The sequence below is a fragment of the Streptomyces sp. NPDC002232 genome, assembly GCF_042890295.1.
Lineage (GTDB): Bacteria > Actinomycetota > Actinomycetes > Streptomycetales > Streptomycetaceae > Streptomyces.
In genome coordinates, this window is sequence record NZ_JBIARV010000001.1 from 894,597 (window position 1) to 914,398 (window position 19,802).

14 protein-coding genes are annotated in these 19,802 nt (G+C 74.0%); 5 read left to right on the top strand and 9 right to left on the bottom strand.

The window, feature by feature from the left end:
• Positions 1-117: 117 nt before the first annotated feature.
• The 6 genes from sucD to ACFYXU_RS04080 all read right to left on the bottom strand — a co-directional run bounded on the left by sucD (position 118) and on the right by ACFYXU_RS04080 (position 8,166).
• Positions 118-1,002 carry a succinate--CoA ligase subunit alpha gene (sucD, locus tag ACFYXU_RS04055; protein WP_329854313.1) on the bottom strand — a complete coding sequence of 295 codons (885 nt, stop codon included), beginning with the start codon at positions 1,000-1,002 and terminating at the stop codon, positions 118-120.
• A 19-nt stretch (positions 1,003-1,021) separates the two neighbouring features.
• Complete coding sequence (gene sucC, locus ACFYXU_RS04060) at positions 1,022-2,200, bottom strand: ADP-forming succinate--CoA ligase subunit beta (RefSeq protein WP_329854314.1); 1,179 nt, start codon at positions 2,198-2,200, stop codon at positions 1,022-1,024.
• A gap of 425 nt (positions 2,201-2,625) precedes the next feature.
• A complete protein-coding gene (locus ACFYXU_RS04065) occupies positions 2,626-3,774 on the bottom strand; it encodes a VWA domain-containing protein (protein ID WP_376507714.1) in 1,149 nt (382 codons plus the stop codon).
• Positions 3,771-6,464 carry a DUF5682 family protein gene (locus ACFYXU_RS04070; RefSeq protein WP_389456434.1) on the bottom strand — a complete coding sequence of 898 codons (2,694 nt, stop codon included), beginning with the start codon at positions 6,462-6,464 and terminating at the stop codon, positions 3,771-3,773. The genes ACFYXU_RS04065 and ACFYXU_RS04070 overlap by 4 nt, the downstream gene beginning before the upstream one ends.
• Positions 6,461-7,618, bottom strand: coding sequence for an AAA family ATPase (locus ACFYXU_RS04075; RefSeq protein ID WP_376507712.1), 1,158 nt, complete (start codon positions 7,616-7,618; stop codon positions 6,461-6,463). Before ACFYXU_RS04075 ends, ACFYXU_RS04070 begins: the two co-directional genes overlap by 4 nt.
• A gap of 134 nt (positions 7,619-7,752) precedes the next feature.
• Positions 7,753-8,166, bottom strand: a complete 414-nt coding sequence (locus tag ACFYXU_RS04080; RefSeq protein WP_376507711.1) for a hypothetical protein — start codon at positions 8,164-8,166, stop codon at positions 7,753-7,755.
• A 145-nt stretch (positions 8,167-8,311) separates the two neighbouring features.
• Between ACFYXU_RS04080 and ACFYXU_RS04085 the strand changes: the two genes are divergently transcribed.
• Together ACFYXU_RS04085 and ACFYXU_RS04090 are read left to right on the top strand one after the other, a co-directional pair.
• Entirely contained in the window at positions 8,312-9,652 is a 1,341-nt protein-coding gene (locus ACFYXU_RS04085; protein ID WP_389456437.1) for an SWIM zinc finger family protein, read from the top strand.
• A gap of 38 nt (positions 9,653-9,690) precedes the next feature.
• The gene (locus ACFYXU_RS04090; protein WP_389456439.1) at positions 9,691-11,322 is read left to right on the top strand and encodes a DUF5691 domain-containing protein; all 1,632 of its coding nucleotides are present in this window, start codon (positions 9,691-9,693) and stop codon (positions 11,320-11,322) included.
• A 376-nt stretch (positions 11,323-11,698) separates the two neighbouring features.
• Here the strand turns inward: ACFYXU_RS04090 and ACFYXU_RS04095 are convergent, their stop codons facing one another.
• The gene (locus ACFYXU_RS04095; RefSeq protein ID WP_329854321.1) at positions 11,699-12,106 is read right to left on the bottom strand and encodes a cobalamin B12-binding domain-containing protein; all 408 of its coding nucleotides are present in this window, start codon (positions 12,104-12,106) and stop codon (positions 11,699-11,701) included.
• 301 nt (positions 12,107-12,407) lie between these two features.
• Here ACFYXU_RS04095 and ACFYXU_RS04100 point away from each other — a divergent pair, with 301 nt between their 5' ends.
• Positions 12,408-13,289: a lipase family alpha/beta hydrolase gene (locus ACFYXU_RS04100; protein WP_389456441.1), complete on the top strand. Its 882-nt coding sequence runs from the start codon at positions 12,408-12,410 to the stop codon at positions 13,287-13,289.
• 221 nt (positions 13,290-13,510) lie between these two features.
• Positions 13,511-15,082 (top strand): M23 family metallopeptidase, encoded by a 1,572-nt coding sequence (locus ACFYXU_RS04105; protein ID WP_389407444.1) that lies wholly within the window; start codon positions 13,511-13,513, stop codon positions 15,080-15,082.
• 64 nt (positions 15,083-15,146) lie between these two features.
• Here ACFYXU_RS04105 and pcrA read toward each other — a convergent pair whose 3' ends face one another.
• The gene (pcrA, locus tag ACFYXU_RS04110; protein ID WP_329854325.1) at positions 15,147-17,597 is read right to left on the bottom strand and encodes a DNA helicase PcrA; all 2,451 of its coding nucleotides are present in this window, start codon (positions 17,595-17,597) and stop codon (positions 15,147-15,149) included.
• Positions 17,598-17,665: 68 nt separating this feature from the next.
• Complete coding sequence (locus ACFYXU_RS04115) at positions 17,666-18,019, bottom strand: hypothetical protein (RefSeq protein WP_376507704.1); 354 nt, start codon at positions 18,017-18,019, stop codon at positions 17,666-17,668.
• A gap of 516 nt (positions 18,020-18,535) precedes the next feature.
• On the opposite strand from ACFYXU_RS04115, the gene ACFYXU_RS04120 reads away from it, so the two are divergent.
• Positions 18,536-19,690, top strand: a complete 1,155-nt coding sequence (locus tag ACFYXU_RS04120) for an NlpC/P60 family protein (protein WP_389456443.1) — start codon at positions 18,536-18,538, stop codon at positions 19,688-19,690.
• The last annotated feature ends 112 nt before the right edge of the window (positions 19,691-19,802 follow it).

The window sequence follows — 19,802 nt, forward strand, 5'->3', positions numbered from 1 at the left end:
CGCGGGCCGTACACGCGGGCCGTACGCGCGTGGGCCCCGCCCCCGTCCGGTCTCCCGGGAGGGGCGGGGCCCACGCGTCGTACCGCCTGTCAGGCCGCTGTGCGATTCACAGCCCGTTCAGCCGGCGAGGATGGCGCGCGCCAGCTTGGCGGTCTCGGTCGGCGTCTTGCCGACCTTGACACCGGCGGCCTCGAGGGCCTCCTTCTTCGCCTGGGCGGTGCCGGAGGAGCCGGAGACGATGGCGCCGGCGTGGCCCATGGTCTTGCCCTCGGGCGCGGTGAAGCCCGCGACGTAGCCGACGACCGGCTTGGTGACGTTGGCCTTGATGAAGTCGGCCGCACGCTCCTCGGCGTCGCCGCCGATCTCGCCGATCATGACGATCAGCTCGGTGTCGGGGTCCGCCTCGAACGCCGCGAGGGCGTCGATGTGCGTGGTGCCGATGACCGGGTCGCCACCGATGCCGACGGCGGACGTGAAGCCGATGTCACGGAGCTCGTACATCATCTGGTACGTCAGCGTGCCGGACTTCGAGACCAGGCCGATGCGGCCCGGCTTCGTGATGTCGCCCGGGATGATGCCGGCGTTGGACTGGCCCGGGGTGATGAGACCGGGGCAGTTCGGGCCGATGATGCGGGTCTTGTTGCCCTTGGCCTGCGCGTACGCCCAGAAGGCGGCGGAGTCGTGGACCGCGATGCCCTCGGTGATGACGACGGCCAGCGGGATCTCGGCGTCGATCGCCTCGATCACGGCGGCCTTCGCGAAGGCCGGCGGGACGAAGAGGACCGAGACGTCGGCGCCGGTCTCCTTCATCGCCTCGGCGACGGAGCCGAAGACCGGGACCTCGGTGCCGTCGAAGTCGACGGACGTGCCGGCCTTGCGCGGGTTCACGCCACCGACGATGTTGGTGCCGTCACCCAGCATGAGCTTGGTGTGCTTCATGCCCGTGGCACCGGTCATGCCCTGGACGATGACCTTGCTGTCCTTGGTCAGGAAGATAGCCATGGTGTTCTGACCTCGTCCCTTACTTCGCAGCCGCGAGCTCGGCGGCCTTGTCGGCCGCGCCGTCCATGGTGTCCACGCGCTGCACGAGCGGGTGGTTCGCGTCCGACAGGATCTTGCGACCCAGCTCCGCGTTGTTGCCGTCGAGGCGCACGACCAGCGGCTTGGTGACCTCTTCGCCCTTGGAGGCGAGGAGCTCCAGGGCCTGGACGATGCCGTTGGCGACCTCGTCACAGGCGGTGATGCCACCGAAGACGTTGACGAAGACGGACTTGACGTCCGGGTCGCCCAGGATGATCTCCAGGCCGTTCGCCATGACCTCGGCGGAGGCGCCGCCACCGATGTCGAGGAAGTTGGCCGGCTTCACGCCGCCGTGGTTCTCACCGGCGTACGCGACGACGTCCAGGGTCGACATGACCAGACCGGCACCGTTTCCGATGATGCCGACCTCGCCCTCGAGCTTGACGTAGTTGAGGTTCTTGGCCTTGGCGGCAGCCTCGAGCGGGTTGGCTGCGGCCTTGTCCTCGAGGGCCTCGTGCTCGGGCTGACGGAAGTCGGCGTTCTCGTCGAGAGACACCTTGCCGTCCAGCGCCAGGATGCGGCCGTCCTTGGTCTTCACCAGCGGGTTGACCTCGACGAGGAGCGCGTCCTCGGCGACGAAGGTCTTCCACAGGGTGACCAGGGCCTCGGCGACGCCCTCGGCCACGTCGGCCGGGAACTTCGCGAGGGCCACGATCTCGCGGGCCTTCTCGATGTCGACGCCGTCGACGGCGTTGACCGGGACCTTCGCGAGGGCCTCGGGGGTCTTCTCCGCGACCTCCTCGATGTCCATGCCGCCCTGCACCGACGCCATCGCGAGGAAGGTGCGGTTGGTGCGGTCGAGGAGGTACGAGACGTAGTACTCCGCCTCGATCTCCGGGGACAGCTCGGCGATCATCACCTTGTGGACCGTGTGGCCCTTGATGTCCATCCCGAGGATGTCCGTCGCGCGGGCGACGGCCTCGTCCGGGTTCGCCGCCAGCTTGACGCCGCCGGCCTTGCCTCGGCCACCGACCTTCACCTGCGCCTTGACGACCGACTTGCCGCCAAGACGCTCGGTGGCCTCGCGCGCCGCCTCAGGCGTGTCGATGACTTCACCGGCCAGCACCGGTACACCGTGCTTGGCGAAGAGGTCCCTCGCCTGGTACTCGAACAGGTCCACGCGCGTCCGTCCCTTTTCTGATGATCGCGGTTCGTTGTCTGCGTGGGCGTGCCGCGAAGGGCAACGTGACTGCGCTGTCACAAGGGAGGCGTGCACGGAGTCCGTGGACGCGGCATGTCCGTCTCGCAGGTTATCCCCGTGGGCCGTGGGTCCCTAAATCGCGGATACCCGCAGAGCGGTGATACGGGTCACAGACCGTACGGGCCGGGGGGCTGTCCGTAGGGGTGACGGGGTGGGCCGGGGAGGCCCTCGCGGCAGGCGGGGACTGGGCTCCGGGGCCCTCGCGACGCGCCGGGCACCGGGACGAGGGCCGCTCGGCCACGACTGTGATATGAGCCTCAGTGGCGTCGCGGCACCCGTGCGGGTGGCCCGGCGGCGACGGATTCCGCACCTCTCGGGCCCGGCGGCCGCCCCTCGGACGGGCGTCAGGCCTCGGGTATCGGCAGGGGGCGCCGCTCCAGGGCGGCCGCCATGATCTCCGGGAACAGGTCGGGGGTGCAGGCGAAGGCCGGGGCGCCGAGCGCGGCGAGCGCCGCCGCGTTGTCCCGGTCGTAGGCGGGGGCTCCCTCGTCGGAGAGCGCGAGGAGCGCGACGAACTGCACGCCGGAGGCCTTCATCGCCGCGACCCGCTTCAGCATCTCGTCGCGGATGCCCCCCTCGTACAGGTCGCTGACGAGGACGACGACGGTGTCGGCGGGGCGGGTGATCCTGGACTGGCAGTGGGCGAGCGCGCGGTTGATGTCGGTGCCGCCGCCGAGCCGGGTGCCGAAGAGGACGTCCACCGGGTCGTCGAGCTGCTCGGTGAGGTCGACCACGGAGGTGTCGAAGACGACGAGGCGGGTGGCGAGCGACCGCATCGAGGCGAGGACCGCGCCGAAGACGGCGGCGTGGACGACGGAGGCCGCCATGGAGCCCGACTGGTCGACGCAGAGCACCACCTCCTTCCTGAGCCCCCGGGAGGCGCGCCCGTGGCCGACGAGCCGCTCGGGGACGACGGTGCGCCGCTCGGGCAGGTAGTGCTTCAGGTTGGCGCGGATCGTGCGGTCCCAGTCGATGTCGCGGTGTCGGGGGCGGCTGATCCGGGCGGAGCGGTCGAGCGCGCCGGTGAGCGTGGCGCGGGTGCGGGCGGCGAGGCGCTTCTCCAGGTCGTCGACGACCTTGCGGACGACGGCCCGGGCGGTCTCCCGGGTCGTCTCGGGCATGGCCCGGCCGAGGGAGAGCAGGGTGCCGACGAGGTGCACGTCGGGCTCGACGGCCTCCAGCATCTCCGGCTCCAGCAGGAGGGTGGCGAGCCCGAGCCGGTCGATCGCGTCGCGCTGCATGACCTGGACGACGGAGCTGGGGAAGTAGGTGCGGATGTCGCCGAGCCAGCGGGCGACGGAGGGCGCGGAGGCGCCGAGCCCGGCCGAGCGCCCGCCGCCGTCCCGGCCCGTGCGGTCGTAGAGCGCGGTGAGGGCCCCGTCCATGGCGGCGTCCGTGCCGGCGAGGGTCCGGCCGGTGCCGTCGGCGTCGCCGCCGCCCAGGACCAGCCGCCAGCGCCGCAGCCGCTCGTCGTCGGTGGTCGCGCGGGTCATGCGAGGGCCTCCCTTCCGAGGATGAGGTGGAGCAGGGGCAGGACGCCGTCGGCGCGCGCGGGGTCGGCGGTGGCGGCGAAGCCGGGCGTGCCGGGATCGGAGGGCCCCGGCCCGTGGGAGCGCCGCAGCCCCCGGGCGGCCAGCTCGCCGAGGGTGCGGCGCACGCCCGGCTCGTACGCGGAGAAGGTGCGGCGCAGCAGCGGCAGGACGTCGCCGAAGGCGCGGTCCGGCACGGACGTGAGCCAGGCGTCGACCAGGCCGAGGAGGCGCTCGTCGTGGACGAGGAGCAGACCGCCGCCGGAGGCGCCGCCGACGAAGCCGTCGATCCAGGCGGCGACGTCGGCCGGCGGGGTGCCGGGCGAGAGGGCACGGCTCATGAGCGTCGCGGCCTCCCCTTCCCCGATGCGCCCCTCGTCGAGCAGCAGCCGCGCGGCCCGCCCCCGGATGACCCCGGGGATCCGATCCCGCTCGGCAAGCCGCCGCAGCACCCCACTCCAACGGTCGGCGAGTCCGGTGGGGGCGGGGTGGGAGGTGCGGCCCGTGGGGCCAGCGGGGGCAGTGCCGTCGGCGCGGGCAGTACTGACGGGGCTGACGGTGCGGTCGGGGGTATCGGTGCAGTCGGTACGGGCGGCGGAGTCCGTGCGGTCGGTGTGGCCCGTACGGGCAGCGGGGTCCGTGCGGTCGGCGCGGGCAGTACTGACGGGGCTGACGGTGTGGTCGGGGTTGTCGGTGCAGTCGGTACGGGCGGCGGAGTCCGTGCGGTCGGTGTGGCCCGTACGGGCAGCGGGGTCCGTGCGGTCGGCCGGGCCCGGGACGTCGCCGTCGCCGCCCGTGGGCGGACGGTCGTCGAGGAGGCCCATCGCCGTGTGGACGGCGTCCAGCCGGTCCCGCATCCGGGCGGCGGCGTCCGCGTCGAGCCCGGCGCAGGCGGGGGGCAGGCCGACGCAGACGCGCTCGGCGAGCCCGGCGGCGACCTCGCCGAGCGCCGCCGTGCCGGTGCCCCGCACGTCGCCGTAGCGCAGGGAGCGGGCCAGGGCCGGGAGGGCGTCGGCGAGGTGGGCGACGTCGGTGTCGAGCGCGGCCCGGTCGGCGAGCGCCCGCATGACGACGGGCAGCGCGTCGGCCAGCCCGGCGAGGAGGCACCGCTCGGCGAGGGCGGTGAGGTCGGTCAGCGCGGTCGCGGCGAGGGCCCGGGACTCGGCCTTCGCGGTGGCGGCGGCCTCGACGGTGGTACCCCAGACGCCGGCCTCGGCGACCCGGACGTGCAGCTCGGGCTCCCAGCGCAGGCGCCAGGTCTCCCGGAAGGTGCCGGTGCCGGCACGGCCGGCGGCGGGCTCGCCCCAGGGCACGCCGAGGAGTCGCAGGCGGTGCAGCAGGCGACTGCGCCCGGCGTCGGTCTCCTTGCGGAGGTCGAGTCCGAGGTCGCGCTCATGCGCCTCGGGCTTGAGGCGCAGGGTGCGCTGCCGGCGGGCCAGGTCGCGCTGGAGCGGGACGGCCGGGGCGGCGGCCGGGACCTCGCCGAGGACGTCGCCGACGACGAGCCGGTCTCGGACGAGGTCGAGCGGCACGTCGGAGCCCTCGCAGAGCACGGCGCGGACGGCGTCCGTCGTCTCGTCGAGGCCGGGGGCCGGTCGGCCGCGCAGCGCGGCGAGGGTCTCGGCGAGGCGGACGGCCTCGATGACGTGGGCGGAGGAGACGGGGTGGTCCTCGGCCCGGAGGAGGCCGGCGGCCGCGGTCATCCACCGCTCCACGGGCCGGTCGGGGGCGGCGAAGAGGTGGGCGTACCAGCCGGGCGCGTCGATCCCGGCGCCGTACCCGGAGCGGCGGGCGAGCCTGCGGTGGGTCCAGGGGACCCAGGTCAGCTCGGTCCTGGCGCGGGGCAGGCCCTTGAGGAGGGCCTTGTCGGCGGCGACGGTGGTCCTGCGGGCGAGCGCGGGCACGTGCCAGGCGCCGCAGACGACGGCGACGGCGTCCCCGAACTCCTTGCGGGCGGCGCGCAGCCGGAGCCGCATGTGCGCCTCGCGGACCAGGTCGCGGGGGTGGCCGCCGTGCCCGTACGTCTCGCGGAGCGCGCCCATGGCCTCGGCGAGGGCCTCGAAGGGGGCGGTGGGGTCGCCGTCGCCGCGCAGCTCGACGACGTCCTCCCACCAGCGCTCGGCGTCCTCGTACCCGGCGACCCGGGCGAGTTCGGCGACGGGGTCGATCCGCAGGCCGCTCCCGCTGACCGCCTCCTCGTCGTCCGAGTCGTCCCCGTCGCTCCACGTGGGGTCGGCGGCGGCGAGGGTGTGGGCGGCGGGCAGGTCGACGAAGCGGACGGCGGCGCCGTGGTCGAGGGCCCAGCGGATCGCGACCCACTCGGGCGAGAAGGCGGCCATCGGCCAGAACGCGGCGCGACCGGGGTCGTCCACGGCGTGCGCGAGCAGCGCGACGGGGGGCCGCATGGCGGGGTCGGCGGCGAGCGCGACGAGGGCGTCGGCCTCGGCGGGGCCCTCGACGAGCACCGCGGCGGGCCGCGCGGCTTCGAGGGCGGCCCGCACCCCGCGGGCGGAGCCGGGGCCGTGGTGCCGCACCCCGAGCAGCAGGGGCCCGCGCGCGGCCCGGGAGTCCCCGCCGTCCTCGGTCCGGCGGGGGTCCGGCCGGGGCGCGCGGCGGTCGTCGTGCGCGGTCCGCTCCGTGACGGCGGGCGTCATGCGCTCACCTCGCGGCAGGCGCGGTAGAAGTCCTTCCAGTCGTCTCTCTCCCGGACGACGGTCTCCAGGTACTCCTGCCAGACGACCCGGTCGGCCGCCGGGTCGCGGACGACCGCTCCGAGGATGCCGGCGGCGATGTCGGCGGGGCGCAGCACGCCGTCGCCGAAGTGGGCGGCGAGGGCGAGTCCGCCGGTGACGACGGAGATCGCCTCGGCCGGGGAGAGCGTCCCCGAGGGGGACTTGACCCGTGTCCGGCCGTCGGCGGTCACCCCGTCGCGGAGCTCGCGGAAGACGGTGACGACCCGGCGGATCTCGTCCACGCCGTCGGCCGGTGCGGGCAGTTCGAGGGAACGGCCGAGCTGCTCGACGCGGCGGGCGACGATGTCGACCTCGGCCTCGGGGGTCGCGGGCAGCGGGAGCACGACGGTGTTGAAGCGGCGGCGCAGGGCGCTGGAGAGCTCGTTGACGCCCCGGTCGCGGTCGTTGGCTGTGGCGATCAGGTTGAAGCCGGGGACGGCCTGGACCTCCTGTCCCAGCTCGGGGACGGGCAGGGTCTTCTCGGACAGGATCGTGATGAGGGTGTCCTGCACGTCGGCGGGGATGCGGGTGAGCTCCTCGACCCGGGCGGTCGTGCCCTGGGCCATGGCGCGCATCACGGGGCTGGGGACGAGGGCGTCGCCGCTGGGGCCGTGGGCGAGGAGCCGGGCGTAGTTCCAGCCGTACCGGATGGCTTCCTCGGGGGTGCCGGCGGTGCCCTGGACGAGGAGGGTGGAGTCGCCGCTGACGGCGGCCGCGAGGTGCTCGGAGACCCAGGTCTTGGCGGTGCCGGGGACGCCGAGCAGGAGCAGCGCGCGGTCGGTGGCCAGCGTGGTGACGGCGACCTCGACGATGCGGCGGGGTCCGACGTACTTGGGCGTGACGACGGTCCCGTCGGGGAGCGTGCCGCCGAGGAGGTAGGTGGCGACGGCCCACGGCGAGAGGCGCCAGCGGGCGGGCCGGGGCCGGTCGTCGGCCGCGGCGAGGGCCGCGAGCTCATGGGCGAAGGCGTGCTCCGCGTGCGGCCGCAGGGCCTCGGCGGCGGTCTGCGGCCGTCCCGGTCCGGTGTCCGTCTCGACACCGGAACCGGGCTTCGCGATGGTTTCGGGCACGGGCATGGATCCCCCTCCAGATCGTTCGACCTGCTGTGCGATCCACCGTGCACCATGCCACTGACAATCGGATGTCACCGCAGGTCAGGGCTGGTTGGCGGGGTGAGGGGGCGTCAGCCGGCGATCGGGGTGAGGGAGGGTCAGCCGACGATCGGGGAGACGGCGACGCAGCCGCCGGCCATCGCCTGTTCGGCCTTGGCCTCCTTGATGACCTTGCCCTGGTAGACGACCTTGCAGGTGAGGCCGGCCGGGTCGAGCGAGATCGGCATGACGGCCGGCGGCATGATGCCCTTGAGCGTCACGGTCTTCTTCCACGGCGCGGTCGGCTTCTTCTCCGACTCGACCTTCGGCTCCATCGCGGTGCCGCCGCCGGCGTGGTAGTCGATCGACTCGATGCCCTGGCCGCTGACCTCGTAGGTGACCTCGTAGGTCTCGTTCACAGACTTGTCGACCTGGTCGGCGGCCTTCTCGGCGGCCTCGGAGCAGGCTCCGAGGCCGAGGGCGAGGCCGGTGACGGCGAGGGCCGATACGACGGTGCGGACGGTGCGGTTCATGGGTCCCCTGGACGGCGTAATGCGTTTCGTCGGTCGCCGCAGAGAATCGTAAAGAGAAGGTAAAGTCAAATCATCTTCCGCCGTTTAAGCCCTTGATCCCGCCGGACCCGCCGCGTTGTCAGTGGCGGCCTCTACCGTCGGGGACATGAATGCCATGGGGGTGCGCTGGACGTCGGAACAGGTGCTGGCACTGGCTCCTGACGAGGCGTCGCGCAGAGCGGGGAGCAGGCTCGGCACGGCCGGGCCCTGGTCGGAGACGGGCTGCGGCGACGGCGCGGTCTGGGGCCTGTGCAAGGGCAGCGGGAGCACGCCGTACCGGACGGTCGTCGACACCACGGGCCCCGCGTACTCCTGCGGTTGCCCCAGCCGCAAGTTCCCCTGCAAGCACGCGCTGGGCCTGCTGCTGCTCCGGGCGGCGGACGGGATCGCAGCCGAGGACTCCCCCGTGCCCGACTGGGTCGCGCGGTGGCTCACCGCGCGCCGCGGCCGGGGCGCGGACCGGGCGGCGGGGGACGGGGCCGCGGAGGCGACGGCCGACGCGGAGGCGGCGCGCCGCAGGGCCGAGCGCAGGGCGGCCCGGATCACCTCGGGTGCCCAGGAGTTGGAGCAGCGGCTCGCCGACCTGCTGCGCGGCGGCCTCGCGGTGGCCGGGCAGGCGGGCTACGGGCTGTGGGAGGAGACGGCGGCCCGCATGGTCGACGCCCAGGCGCCGGGCCTCGCCGGGCGCGTCCGGGAGTTGGGGGCGATACCGGGGTCGGGGGCGGGCTGGCCGGTGCGGCTCCTGGAGGAGTGCGCCCTGACGCATCTGCTCGACCGGGCGTGGCTGGCGGCGGACCGGCTGCCCGCCCCGTTCGCGACGACGGTGCGGACCCGGGTGGGCCTTCCCTCCCCGGCCGACGGCGCCCGGGTGCGCGACCACTGGCTGGTCCTCGCGCAGTACGACACGGCCGACGCCCGGCTGACGACCCGCCGGATCTGGCTGCACGGCTCGACGACGGGCCGGACCGCGCTCCTGCTCTCGTACGGCGCGGCGGGCCGGGCGCCGCAGCTCGCGCTCCCCGTGGGCGCGCTGCTCGACGGCGAACTGACCCCGCACACCGGCGCGGGCCAGGTGCGGGCGGAGCCCGGCGGGCAGTTCGTCCCGGTCACCGGGCCCGTCGCCCCGCCGCCGGGCGGACCGGTCGGCTCGGCGCTCGACGCGTACGGCAGAGCGCTGACCGAGGATCCCTGGCTGGAGTCCTGGCCGGTGACGCTGGACGGGGTCGTGCCCGCGCGCGCGGAGTACGGCTGGCAGCTCGCCGACGCCGACGGTCGCGAGGCCCTGCCGCTGACGCCCGCCGCCCAGTCCCGGCCCGGTCTCTGGCGGCTGGTCGCCCTGTCCGGCGGGGCACCGGTGACCGTCTTCGGGGAGTGCGGGCACCGGGGGTTCACGCCGCTCGCCGCCTGGTCGCCCGAGTCGCCGGGAGAGACGGTTCCCCTCCTATGACGCCCGGTCACCCCGCACCGCCCCACGGAAGGAGCCCGATGGACACCACCACGACCACCGACGGGGCCGACCGCCTCTGGGAGGAGCTCGTCAGCTCGGCGCTCCTGGGGACGGATCGGCGGCCACCCACCGGACTGCCGGGTCCCCTGGCCGCCCGGGACATACCCGGCGCCCTGCTCGGCGCCGCCGCGCTGCACACCGTGCGGCGCAGGGCAGGGCTGCGGCCCGGACCCGCGGCTCCCCTGCCGGAGCCCGCTCCGGAGGACCCGCGCGCGCCGCTGCCCGAGGCCGCCCGGCGCCGCCTGGACCAGCTGCTCGCGGGCCGCGCCGCGCCCTCGCCCGCGGGACGGCGCGGGGCCGCCCCCGACCTGGCCGAACTGCTCCCGCAGTGGCTGGCCCTCGCCAACCGGCACGGCTACAAGGCGCCGCCCGCCACCCTGCCGGCGTTGCTCGACGCGGCCCGGGCCCGCACCGACCTGCGGCCCCGGGCGCTGCGTCTGGCCGGGCCGCGCGGGCTGTGGCTGGCCCGGCTCAACCCCGACTGGAGATTCGCCCTCCGGGGCACGGGGACGGGCACCGGTCTCCCCTCGCCGAAGGACCCGGAGGGCGTCCGCGCGCTGTGGGACGAGGGCCTGTTCGCCGAGCGGGTCGCCCTGCTGTCGGCCGTACGGACCGACGACCCGGCCGCCGGTCTCGCGCTGCTCGCCTCGACCTGGTCCGCCGAGCGGGCGGAGGACCGGCTGATGTTCCTGGACTCGCTGCGCACCGGACTCTCCGACGCCGACGAGGAGTTCCTGGAGGCGGCCCTCGGCGACCGGAGCCGTAACGTCCGCGCCACCGCCGCCGAGCTGCTCTCCGCCCTGCCCGCCTCCGCCCTCGCAGGCCGGATGGCAGGCCGGGCCGCCACCTGCGTCGGCCTGGACCGGACGGCCCCGGTCCCGACGATCGCCGTCGAGGCCCCGCACGAGTGCGACGCGGCGATGCAGCGGGACGGCCTGGTGGCGACGCCTCCGGCGGGCCGGGGCGAGCGCTCCTGGTGGCTCGGCCAGCTCGTCGAGGCGGCGCCGCTGTCCTCCTGGCCCGCCCGCTTCGGGGGGCGGGACCCGGAGGAGATCGTGGCGCTGCCGGTGGCCGACGACTGGCAGGGCGAACTGCACGCGGCCTGGTGCCGGGCGGCGGTACGGCAGCGGGATCCGGCGTGGTCGCGCGCGCTGCTCGGATCCCCCGCGATCCCGCCCGCGACGGGCCCCGGCACCTCCTCCCTGGCCGAGCGGGCGCAGCTCCTGTCGACGCTCCCGGTGGAGGAACGGGCGCGCTGGGTCGGCGCGTTCGTCGCGGCCCACGGGCTCTCGGAGGCGTTCCAGCTGCTCGGCGTCTGCGCCGTGCCGTGGGCGGAGCCGCTCGGCGCGGCGGTGATCGACGCCCTCGACATCGCGCGGGAGGCGGGCAGTTACCCGTGGAGCTTCAGCGGGGTGATGGGCCTGGCGGAGCGCTGCCTCGCCCCGGAGGCGGCGGGGCGGCTGGAGTCCCTGACCGCCCGGTCCGACGAGGCCGAGGACCACTCCCCCGGCGCGGGCGCCTACTGGGCGGAGGCGTTCCAGCGCCTGGTCTCCACACTGCGCCTCCGCGCGGCCATGCAGGCCGAACTCACCCCGCCACCGTCCCCCTGACGGTCGCCGGCGCCATCCCCCTCCACGCTCCCGACACTCCCTGACCGCCCCCGGCGACGACCGTCCACCCGTCCGGGACGGCCGTCCGGGACGGCCTTCCGGCCACAGACAACCACCCACCCACGCCCCACCGGGCCAGGTCGCACCCGCCCACGCCCCCCGGGCCGGGCCGCACCCGCCCATGCCGCACCGGGCAAGCCCGGCCGGTCGGCCGGAACAGCCGCGCCCCCGGACTCCGACCGCCCCCCCGGCCGTCCAAAGCCGCCGCGCCCCGGACGTACCGCGCCCGCCACCGCACGGGGAGCAGCCACTCCCCACACGACGAAAGGGCCCTCCCGCAGGGGAGGGCCCTTTCACCCGGCCGCGAGCGCAGCGACTACGCGGCGACGCGGACGTTCGCGTTGACCCACTCGACGATGGACGTGGTGGTCGCGCCCGGTGTGAAGATCTCCGCCACGCCCTTCTCCTTCAGCGGAGCGATGTCCGCCTCGGGGATGATGCCGCCGCCGAAGACCTTGATGTCCTCGGCGTCACGGTCCTTGAGCAGCTCCAGGACCTTCACGAACAGCGTGTTGTGCGCTCCGGAGAGGATCGAGAGGCCGATCGCGTCGGCGTCCTCCTGGATCGCGGTGTCGACGATCTGCTCGGGCGTCTGGTGGAGCCCCGTGTAGATGACCTCCATACCGGCGTCGCGGAGCGCCCGCGCGATCACCTTGGCTCCGCGATCGTGGCCGTCGAGACCCGGCTTGGCGACCACGACGCGGATCGGACCGCTCACACCCATCACTGCCTCCACATGCGACCCCCGCGCCTCGTTGCCGGGGAGGTGAACGAACGTTATCTCCAGCATCCCGCACCCGGCTGTTTCGCGGAGGCGACCGAGGGGGAAATCACACGTGGGACATGTTCGCTCTGCGCCGTCCCCGCTTTCGGGCCCTCCTCCTGGGCCCACCAGCCGCGAGCGGGGCCGGTCGCGAAGGGAGCCGCGACGAGGTCGCCGCGCCCCCGTGCCGCCGTCCGTGCGGCGCGGGGGCGCGGCGGACCGGCGAACCGTTCGGCCCCGCGTGCCGATCGGGAGGCCGGCCATGGAGCTCACCAAGGTCACCGCCCTGATGAAGGCCACCGCGCTGGAAGTCGCGATCCTGGCCGGTCATCTCGTCCTCTACCCGTCCGGGATCGTCGCCGAGCGGCTCGCCGCCGCCCCGGCCCCGGAGAAGACGCCCGCGCGGACGCGCTGCACGACCTCCGGCGAGGGCCCCGACCCGGCCGACGAAGAGGCCCCCGACCCGGCCCCCACGTCGATCGCGCAGGGTGACGGCAGCCGTCCGGTCGTCCTGCTGCACGGCCTCGTCGACAACCGATCCGTCTTCGTGCTGCTGCGCCGCTCCCTCACCCGGAACGGCCGTGACTGCGTCGAGTCGCTCAACTACTCCCCGCTCACCTGCGACCTGCGGGCCGCCGCCGAGCTGCTGGGCCGCCGGGTGGACGAGATCCGCGCCCGCACCGGGCACACCGAGGTCGACGTCGTCGGGCACAGCCTGGGCGGGCTCATCGCCCGCTACTACGTACAGCGCCTGGGCGGTGACAGCCGGGTGCGGACCCTGGTCATGCTCGGCACCCCGCACGCGGGCACCACCGTGGCGCCGCTCGCGGACGCGCATCCGCTGGTGCGGCAGATGCGGCCCGGTTCCGAGGTGCTGCGAGAGCTCGCCGCGCCCGTGCCCGGCTGCCGGACCCGGTTCGTGAGCTTCTGGAGCGATCTGGACCAGGTGATGGTGCCGGTGGAGACCGCCCGACTGGACCACCCCGACCTTCTCGTGCACAACGTGCGGGTGAGCGGGATCGGCCACCTCGCGCTGCCCGTGCACCCGACGGTGGCCGCCGGGGTCCGGGAAGCCCTCGACGCGGGCGGTCCGGTCGCCTCCGGAACACGGGAAGAGGGGCACGGATCGACGTCCGTCGCCTGAGCACGCGACACCGGATTTCGAACGTCCATCGAACACAAGGCCAAAGCTCTCCACCCGACCTGCCGAAACACGGTCGATTGCCCTTTTCCTACAGGACCAAACCCCGTCGAAGATTGTCCGCCGCGCGTACTGCCGGGTACAGTCGCGCCACTGCTTACCCCCGGGACACCCCTCACGGGCCGCCCCGGACTGGTCCTGCTGCCGAGGCGAGAGAGACGTTGGTGAACGACCAGCACCCCCACGCCGGGTACGTCGGAGACGGCGCCCACACCACCGGCAGTTTCGCCATCGACCCGCTGTTCGGCGCCTATCCCGACGGCCAGGCCGACCACAGCGGCCAGTGGGACCTCGGCCAGTACGCGGCCACCGGCACGTACGGGACGACGGGGCAGTACGACACCGGCGGGACGTACGACACGACCGGCCAGTGGGACACCACGGGCCAGTGGAACGCCGCCGCCACCGGCTACGAGGCCACCGGCGGGTACGCGACCACCACGGCGCAGTACGACGCCGGCGGTGCGTACGACACAACCGGCCAGTACGACGCCACCGGCCAATGGGACGCCTCCGCCTGGACGGACGCCCAGCACACCGCCCCGTACGAGACCGCCCACGCCGGCGCCTACGCCGCCCAGGGCACGTACGGCTACGACACCTACGACGCCACCGGCCAGTGGGCCGCCCCCGCCTTCGCGACCGAGACGGGCGCCTTCGACGCGACCGCGTGGAACCAGGCGGCCCCGGAGCCCGAGCCGGTCGTCCCCCAGCAGTACACCCCGCAGGCCGAGCACACCGCGGAGTTCGCCTTCGAGTACGTCCCCGAGGGCCACGAGGAACACGCCGCCGACGAGGCCGAGTCCGAGGACGCGGGCTCGCCCGAGGCCTTCGAGGGCGACGACGCCTACGACTACGAGCACGACGGCGACCACGACTACGACCACGACGAGCCGGCCGCCGGTGACGGGCCCGCCGTCGAGGTCCGCACCGACGCGCCCCTCGCGGGCCGCCCCGTGCGCCGCTCCTCCGGCGGCGCCCGCGGCCGCCGCCGTACGCCCGCCAAACGGTCCGCGCTGCTGACCGTCGCCGTCCCGTCCGCCTGCGTCATGGGGGTCGCCGGCATCGCCGCCGCCTCCGTCGGAGGCCTCACCGGACCCACGGCGACCGGCGGGCAGAAGGACGACACGACCGCTCTCGCCGCCGCCGACCCGGCCTCGGTCCAGCAGGTCGCCGCCAACAACGCGCTCGACACCCAGCTCGCCGCGCTCAGCGCCGACGCCCGCGACTTCGGCGACCGCGCCAGCCGCACCCAGGAGCGCATCGACCTCAAGGCCCGCCAGGCCGCCGACAAGAAGAAGCGCGAGGAGGAGGCGGCCCGCAAGGAGGCGCTGCGTCCCAAGTACCTGCTGCCGGTGAAGCTCCACCAGCTCAGCGCGCGCTTCGGCCAGTCGGGCGTCAACTGGATGTCGGTGCACACGGGCATCGACTTCCCCGTGCAGTACGGCACGCCCGTGATGGCCGCGACCGACGGCACCGTCCGCACCCAGTGGAACAGCGCCTACGGCAACATGGCGATCGTGACCTCCCCCGACGGCACCGAGACCTGGTACTGCCACCTCAGCAGCACCAAGCTCCGCTCGGGTTACGTCAAGGCCGGCGACGTCATCGCGTACTCCGGCAACTCCGGCAACTCCACCGGCCCGCACCTCCACTTCGAGGTCCGGCCCGGCGGCGGCTCCGCGATCGACCCGCTGGCCTGGCTGCGCAGCCACGGCCTCGACCCGACCAGCTGAGCCCTTCCTCGTACGGAACAGGGCGGGGCCCCGGCGCACATCGCCGGGGCCCCTTCCCGTACCGCTACAGCTTCTCGACCGGCGCGTACCGCAGCAGCAGCCGCTTCGGCTTCTCGTCGCCGAAGTCGATCGTCGCCTGCGCGTCCGAGCCCGCGCCCGTCACCGACATCACGGTGCCGAGGCCGAACTGGTCGTGCGTCACGCGGTCGCCGACCTGGAGGGAGATCACCGGCTTCTCCCCCGCGCGCCGGGTGGCGAATCCGGAGGGGCCGGAGCGCGAGCGGGAGGACGACAGCGAGGAGGTGATCCCCGAGGTCGGCCCGGCGGGCTTCACCATCGGACCGGTCCGCTTCCACTCCAGGTACGCGGGCGGGATCTCCTCCAGGAAGCGCGAGGCCGGGTTGTACGAGGGCTGGCCCCAGGCGCTGCGCATCGAGGAGCGCGTGAGGTAGAGCCGCTCCCGCGCGCGCGTGATGCCGACGTACGCCAGGCGCCGCTCCTCCTCCAGCTCCTTCGCCTGCCCGAGGGCGCGCATGTGCGGGAAGACGCCGTCCTCCATGCCGGTGAGGAACACGACCGGGAATTCGAGGCCCTTGGCGGTGTGCAGGGTCATGAGCGTGATGACGCCCCGGCCCTCCTCGTCCTCGTCGGGGATCTGGTCGGAGTCGGCGACGAGGGCGACCTTCTCCAGGAACTCGGCGAGCGTCGCGGGCTCTTCGCCCTGCTCCTGCTCGAATTCGAGGGCGACGGCGGCGAGTTCCTGGAGGTTCTCGATCCGGGTCTCGTCCTGCGGGTCGGTCGAGGCCTGGAGCTCGGCCAGATAGCCCGTCCGCTCCAGGACCGCCTCCAGGACGACGGCCGGACCGGCGCCGGACTCGACGACCGTGCGGAGCTCGTCCATGAGCGCGTTGAACCGCTTCACGGCGTTCGCCGAGCGCGCCGCCATGCCGTACGCCTCGTCGACGCGCTTCAGGGCCTGCGGGAAGGTGATCTTCTCGCGCAGCGAGAGGGCGTCGATCATCGCCTCGGCGCGCTCGCCGATGCCCCGCTTGGGGACGTTCAGGATGCGGCGCAGCGGGACGTTGTCCTCGGGGTTGGCGAGGACGCGCAGGTACGCGAGGACGTCGCGGACCTCCTTGCGCTCGTAGAAGCGCACGCCGCCGACGACCTTGTAGGGCAGCCCGACGCGGATGAAGATCTCTTCGAAGACGCGGGACTGGGCGTTCGTCCGGTAGAAGACGGCGACATCGCCCGCCTTGGCGTCGCCCGCGTCGGTGAGCCGGTCGATCTCGTCGGCGACGAACTGCGCCTCGTCGTGCTCGGTGTCGGCGACGTATCCGGTGATCGTGGATCCCGCGCCCGCGTTCGTCCACAGGTTCTTGGGGCGGCGGGACTCGTTGCGCTCGATGACGGCGTTGGCCGCGGAGAGGATCGTCTGGGTGGAGCGGTAGTTCTGTTCCAGGAGGATCGTCGTCGCGTCCGGGTAGTCCTCCTCGAACTGGAGGATGTTGCGGATGGTCGCGCCGCGGAAGGCGTAGATCGACTGGTCGGCGTCGCCGACGACGCACAGCTCGGCCGGGCCGAGGTCCTCGTAGCCGGTGCCGACGAGCTCCCGCACGAGGGTGTACTGGGCGTGGTTGGTGTCCTGGTACTCGTCGACGAGGACGTGCCGGAAGCGGCGGCGGTAGTGCTCGGCGACGTCCGGGAACGCCTGGAGCAGGTGCACCGTCGTCATGATGATGTCGTCGAAGTCCAGGGCGTTGGCCTCGCGCAGCCGCGCCTGGTACATCCGGTACGCCTCGGCGAGCGTCTTCTCGAAGCCGTCGGCGGCCTGGTCGGCGAAGGCCTCCTCGTCGATCAGTTCGTTCTTGAGGTTCGAGATCTTGGCGCTGAACGACTTCGGAGGGAACTTCTTCGGGTCGAGGTCCAGGTCGCGGCAGACCAGCGACATCAGACGCTTGGAGTCGGCGGCGTCGTAGATCGAGAAGGAGGAGGTGAAGCCGAGCCGCTTCGACTCGCGGCGCAGGATGCGGACGCAGGCGCTGTGGAAGGTCATCACCCACATCGCGTTGGCGCGCGGTCCGACGAGCTGCTCGACGCGCTCCTTCATCTCGCCGGCGGCCTTGTTCGTGAAGGTGATCGCCAGTATCTGGCCCGGGTGGACGTGCCGCGTGCCGAGGAGGTGGGCGATGCGGTGGGTCAGCACCCGGGTCTTGCCGGAGCCGGCGCCGGCGACGATGAGCAGCGGGGTGTCGGTGTGGACGACGGCGGCGCGCTGCTGTTCGTTCAGCCCCTCCAGGAGCGCGGCGGGGTCCACCACGGGACGAGGGTGGCCGTCGCGGTAGTGCGTGTCCCGGGCGGGCGGGGGCACGTCGAAGTGCTCCCCGAAGAGGTCGTGCGGGACCTCCTCCGCGGCCGGAGCGCCGTGCTCGTCGTCCTCGGGGTGGGGCGGGGGCTCCTCCGAGGAAGGGTTCTGGAGGCCGGCCAGGAAGCTGTCGTCAAAGAGGCTGCTCATCGCCTCACGAGTCTAGGGCGCCCCACCGACATCCGGGTCCGCCTTCAGGACGGTCTCTGTGGAAGCCCTCACACCCAGAGGGTCGCGATGAAGATGTTCGCCATGGTCAGGCCGCCGACCGCGGCGAAGAGGCCCTTGTCGACCTTCTCCTCGTCCCGCTTGACGTAGACCAGGCCGAGGATCACGACGAGGATCGCGAGCTTGATGCCGATCTTGAGGTTGTTCACGGTCTGGTCGTCGGCCTGGTTGAGGCCGACGAGCGCGATGCCCGTGATCAGCATGGTCAGCGCGCCGTGCAGCATCGCGGGGCTGAAGCGGGCCGTACCGGCGCCCATCGCCTTCATCTGGGTGAGGAATCCGCCGAGGAGGGAGGCGATGCCGATGATGTGCAGGGCGACGAAGACATTGATGAGGACGTCCATGGGGCGGAGCCTAACCGGGGCCCCGACACCGCCCTCCGGCCGGGTCTCCTCACTCCGGGACGGCCGGGTCTCGGCCCTCCGGGACGGCCGGGTCTCGGCCCTCCGGACGGCAGGGGCTCGGCCCTCCGGGACCGTCGGGGCGCTCACGCCGGGACGGGCCGGGTCCCTCGCTTCGGGACGACGACGTCCCTCACGCCGGGACGGGCGGGTCCGTCACTGCGGGGACGGGCGGGTCCGTCACTCCGGGACGCCAGACGAAGATCCAGGGCTCCCAGACGGGCGAAATCGATCGGCGACACGTCTTCTGGCGCCAATTGCGGTCAACTCCCCATCCGGCCGTGACCCCAGGTTTAGCGTCCTCCACCAGGTGACCGGCTTCCCACCACCGCCGCCGGCGATCCGGCGGCTGTCGGTCACCCCCGCCGAGGAACCCGGCGGCGGTCCGTCTCCCCTGTGCGGCCCGCCGTCGGCCCGGCGGGCCCCGTTCCCCCAGGGAAGAGGATGTGACCCGCCTTCGTGGCAGCGCACCGGAAGTCCAAACAGTCCCCCCTCGGCGGCTCGGCGGTCCGTACCGCAGCCACCCTCGCCCTCGCCTCGGCGGCGACGGCGACGCTCTTCGAAGGGTCCGGACACGCGGACCCCCGGCCCACCACCGCCCAGGTCAAGGCGGAGGTCGACCGGCTCTACGAGGAGGCCGAGGTCGCGACCGAGCGGTACAACGGGGCGAAGGAGAAGGCCGACCAGGCGCGCACGGCCTTCGACCGGCTGCGCGACGAGGCGGCCCGCAGGACCGAGCGGCTCAACACCGCCAGGGAGGGCCTCGGGGCCATGGCCGCCGCCCAGTACCGCAGCGGAGGCCTGGACCCGGCCGTGCAGCTCGCCCTCACCTCGGACCCGGACCAGTACCTGGAGCGCGCCGCGCTCGCCGAGAAGGCCGGGGAGCGGCAGGCCGCCGCCGTCACGTCCGTACGGCGCGAGCTCGCCGCGATCCGGCAGCTGCGCGGCGAATCCGCGGGGAAGCTGACGGCGTTGCGCGGGCACGAGACGGAGCTGCGGCGGCAGAAGGCGGCCGTGGTCGGCAAGCTGGCGGAGGCCAGGAGACTGCTCGACCGGCTGACGGACGAGGAGCGGGCACGGTACGAGGCCGCCGTCGCGGCCCGGAACGGCTCCGGCACCTCGACGACCCGGGCCGACAACACGAACGGTTCGGCCGGAAGCACCACCCGAAGCTCCGCCGCCGCCGGCACCACCGGCGGGAGCTCCGCGACCGCGCGGGCCGACCGCTCCTCGGGCGCCGGGCGCGCGTCGGTGAACGCCCCGAACTCCCGGGCCGCCGCAGCGATCTCCTTCGCCCGCGCCCAGCTCGGCAAGCCGTACGTGTGGGGGGCGACGGGCCCCTCCGCGTACGACTGTTCCGGCCTCACCCAGGCGGCCTGGCGCGCGGCCGGCGTCACCCTGCCCCGCACCACCTACACCCAGATCAACGCCGGACAGCGCGTCTCCCGCTCCCAGCTGGCCCCTGGCGACCTGGTCTTCTTCTACTCCGGCATCAGTCACGTCGGGCTCTACATCGGCGGCGGCCAGATGATCCACGCCCCCCGCCCGGGCGCCCCGGTGCGCGTCGCGCCGATCGACGAGATGCCCTTCGCCGGCGCGACCCGAATCGGCTGACCCCACGGGCCGGACCATCGGACCGGCCCCTGCCCCTGCCCGGATCCCGCGGGCCCGGATCCCTCGGCCCGACCGCCTGCCCCGGATCTGCGGCCCGAGCCCCGGAGCGCCG

Bases quoted from the DNA above. Each gene is read 5' to 3' on its own strand.
- ACFYXU_RS04065 (WP_376507714.1), bottom strand. From the start codon at position 3,774: ATGACCCGCGCGACCACCGACGACGAGCGGCTGCGGCGCTGGCGGCTG.
- ACFYXU_RS04090 (WP_389456439.1), top strand. From the start codon at position 9,691: ATGGACACCACCACGACCACCGACGGGGCCGACCGCCTCTGGGAGGAG.
- ACFYXU_RS04095 (WP_329854321.1), bottom strand. From the start codon at position 12,106: ATGGGTGTGAGCGGTCCGATCCGCGTCGTGGTCGCCAAGCCGGGTCTC.
- ACFYXU_RS04085 (WP_389456437.1), top strand. From the start codon at position 8,312: ATGAATGCCATGGGGGTGCGCTGGACGTCGGAACAGGTGCTGGCACTG.
- pcrA (WP_329854325.1), bottom strand. From the start codon at position 17,597: ATGAGCAGCCTCTTTGACGACAGCTTCCTGGCCGGCCTCCAGAACCCT.
- ACFYXU_RS04070 (WP_389456434.1), bottom strand. From the start codon at position 6,464: ATGACGCCCGCCGTCACGGAGCGGACCGCGCACGACGACCGCCGCGCG.
- ACFYXU_RS04115 (WP_376507704.1), bottom strand. From the start codon at position 18,019: ATGGACGTCCTCATCAATGTCTTCGTCGCCCTGCACATCATCGGCATC.
- ACFYXU_RS04080 (WP_376507711.1), bottom strand. From the start codon at position 8,166: ATGAACCGCACCGTCCGCACCGTCGTATCGGCCCTCGCCGTCACCGGC.
- ACFYXU_RS04075 (WP_376507712.1), bottom strand. From the start codon at position 7,618: ATGCCCGTGCCCGAAACCATCGCGAAGCCCGGTTCCGGTGTCGAGACG.
- sucD (WP_329854313.1), bottom strand. From the start codon at position 1,002: ATGGCTATCTTCCTGACCAAGGACAGCAAGGTCATCGTCCAGGGCATG.
- ACFYXU_RS04100 (WP_389456441.1), top strand. From the start codon at position 12,408: ATGGAGCTCACCAAGGTCACCGCCCTGATGAAGGCCACCGCGCTGGAA.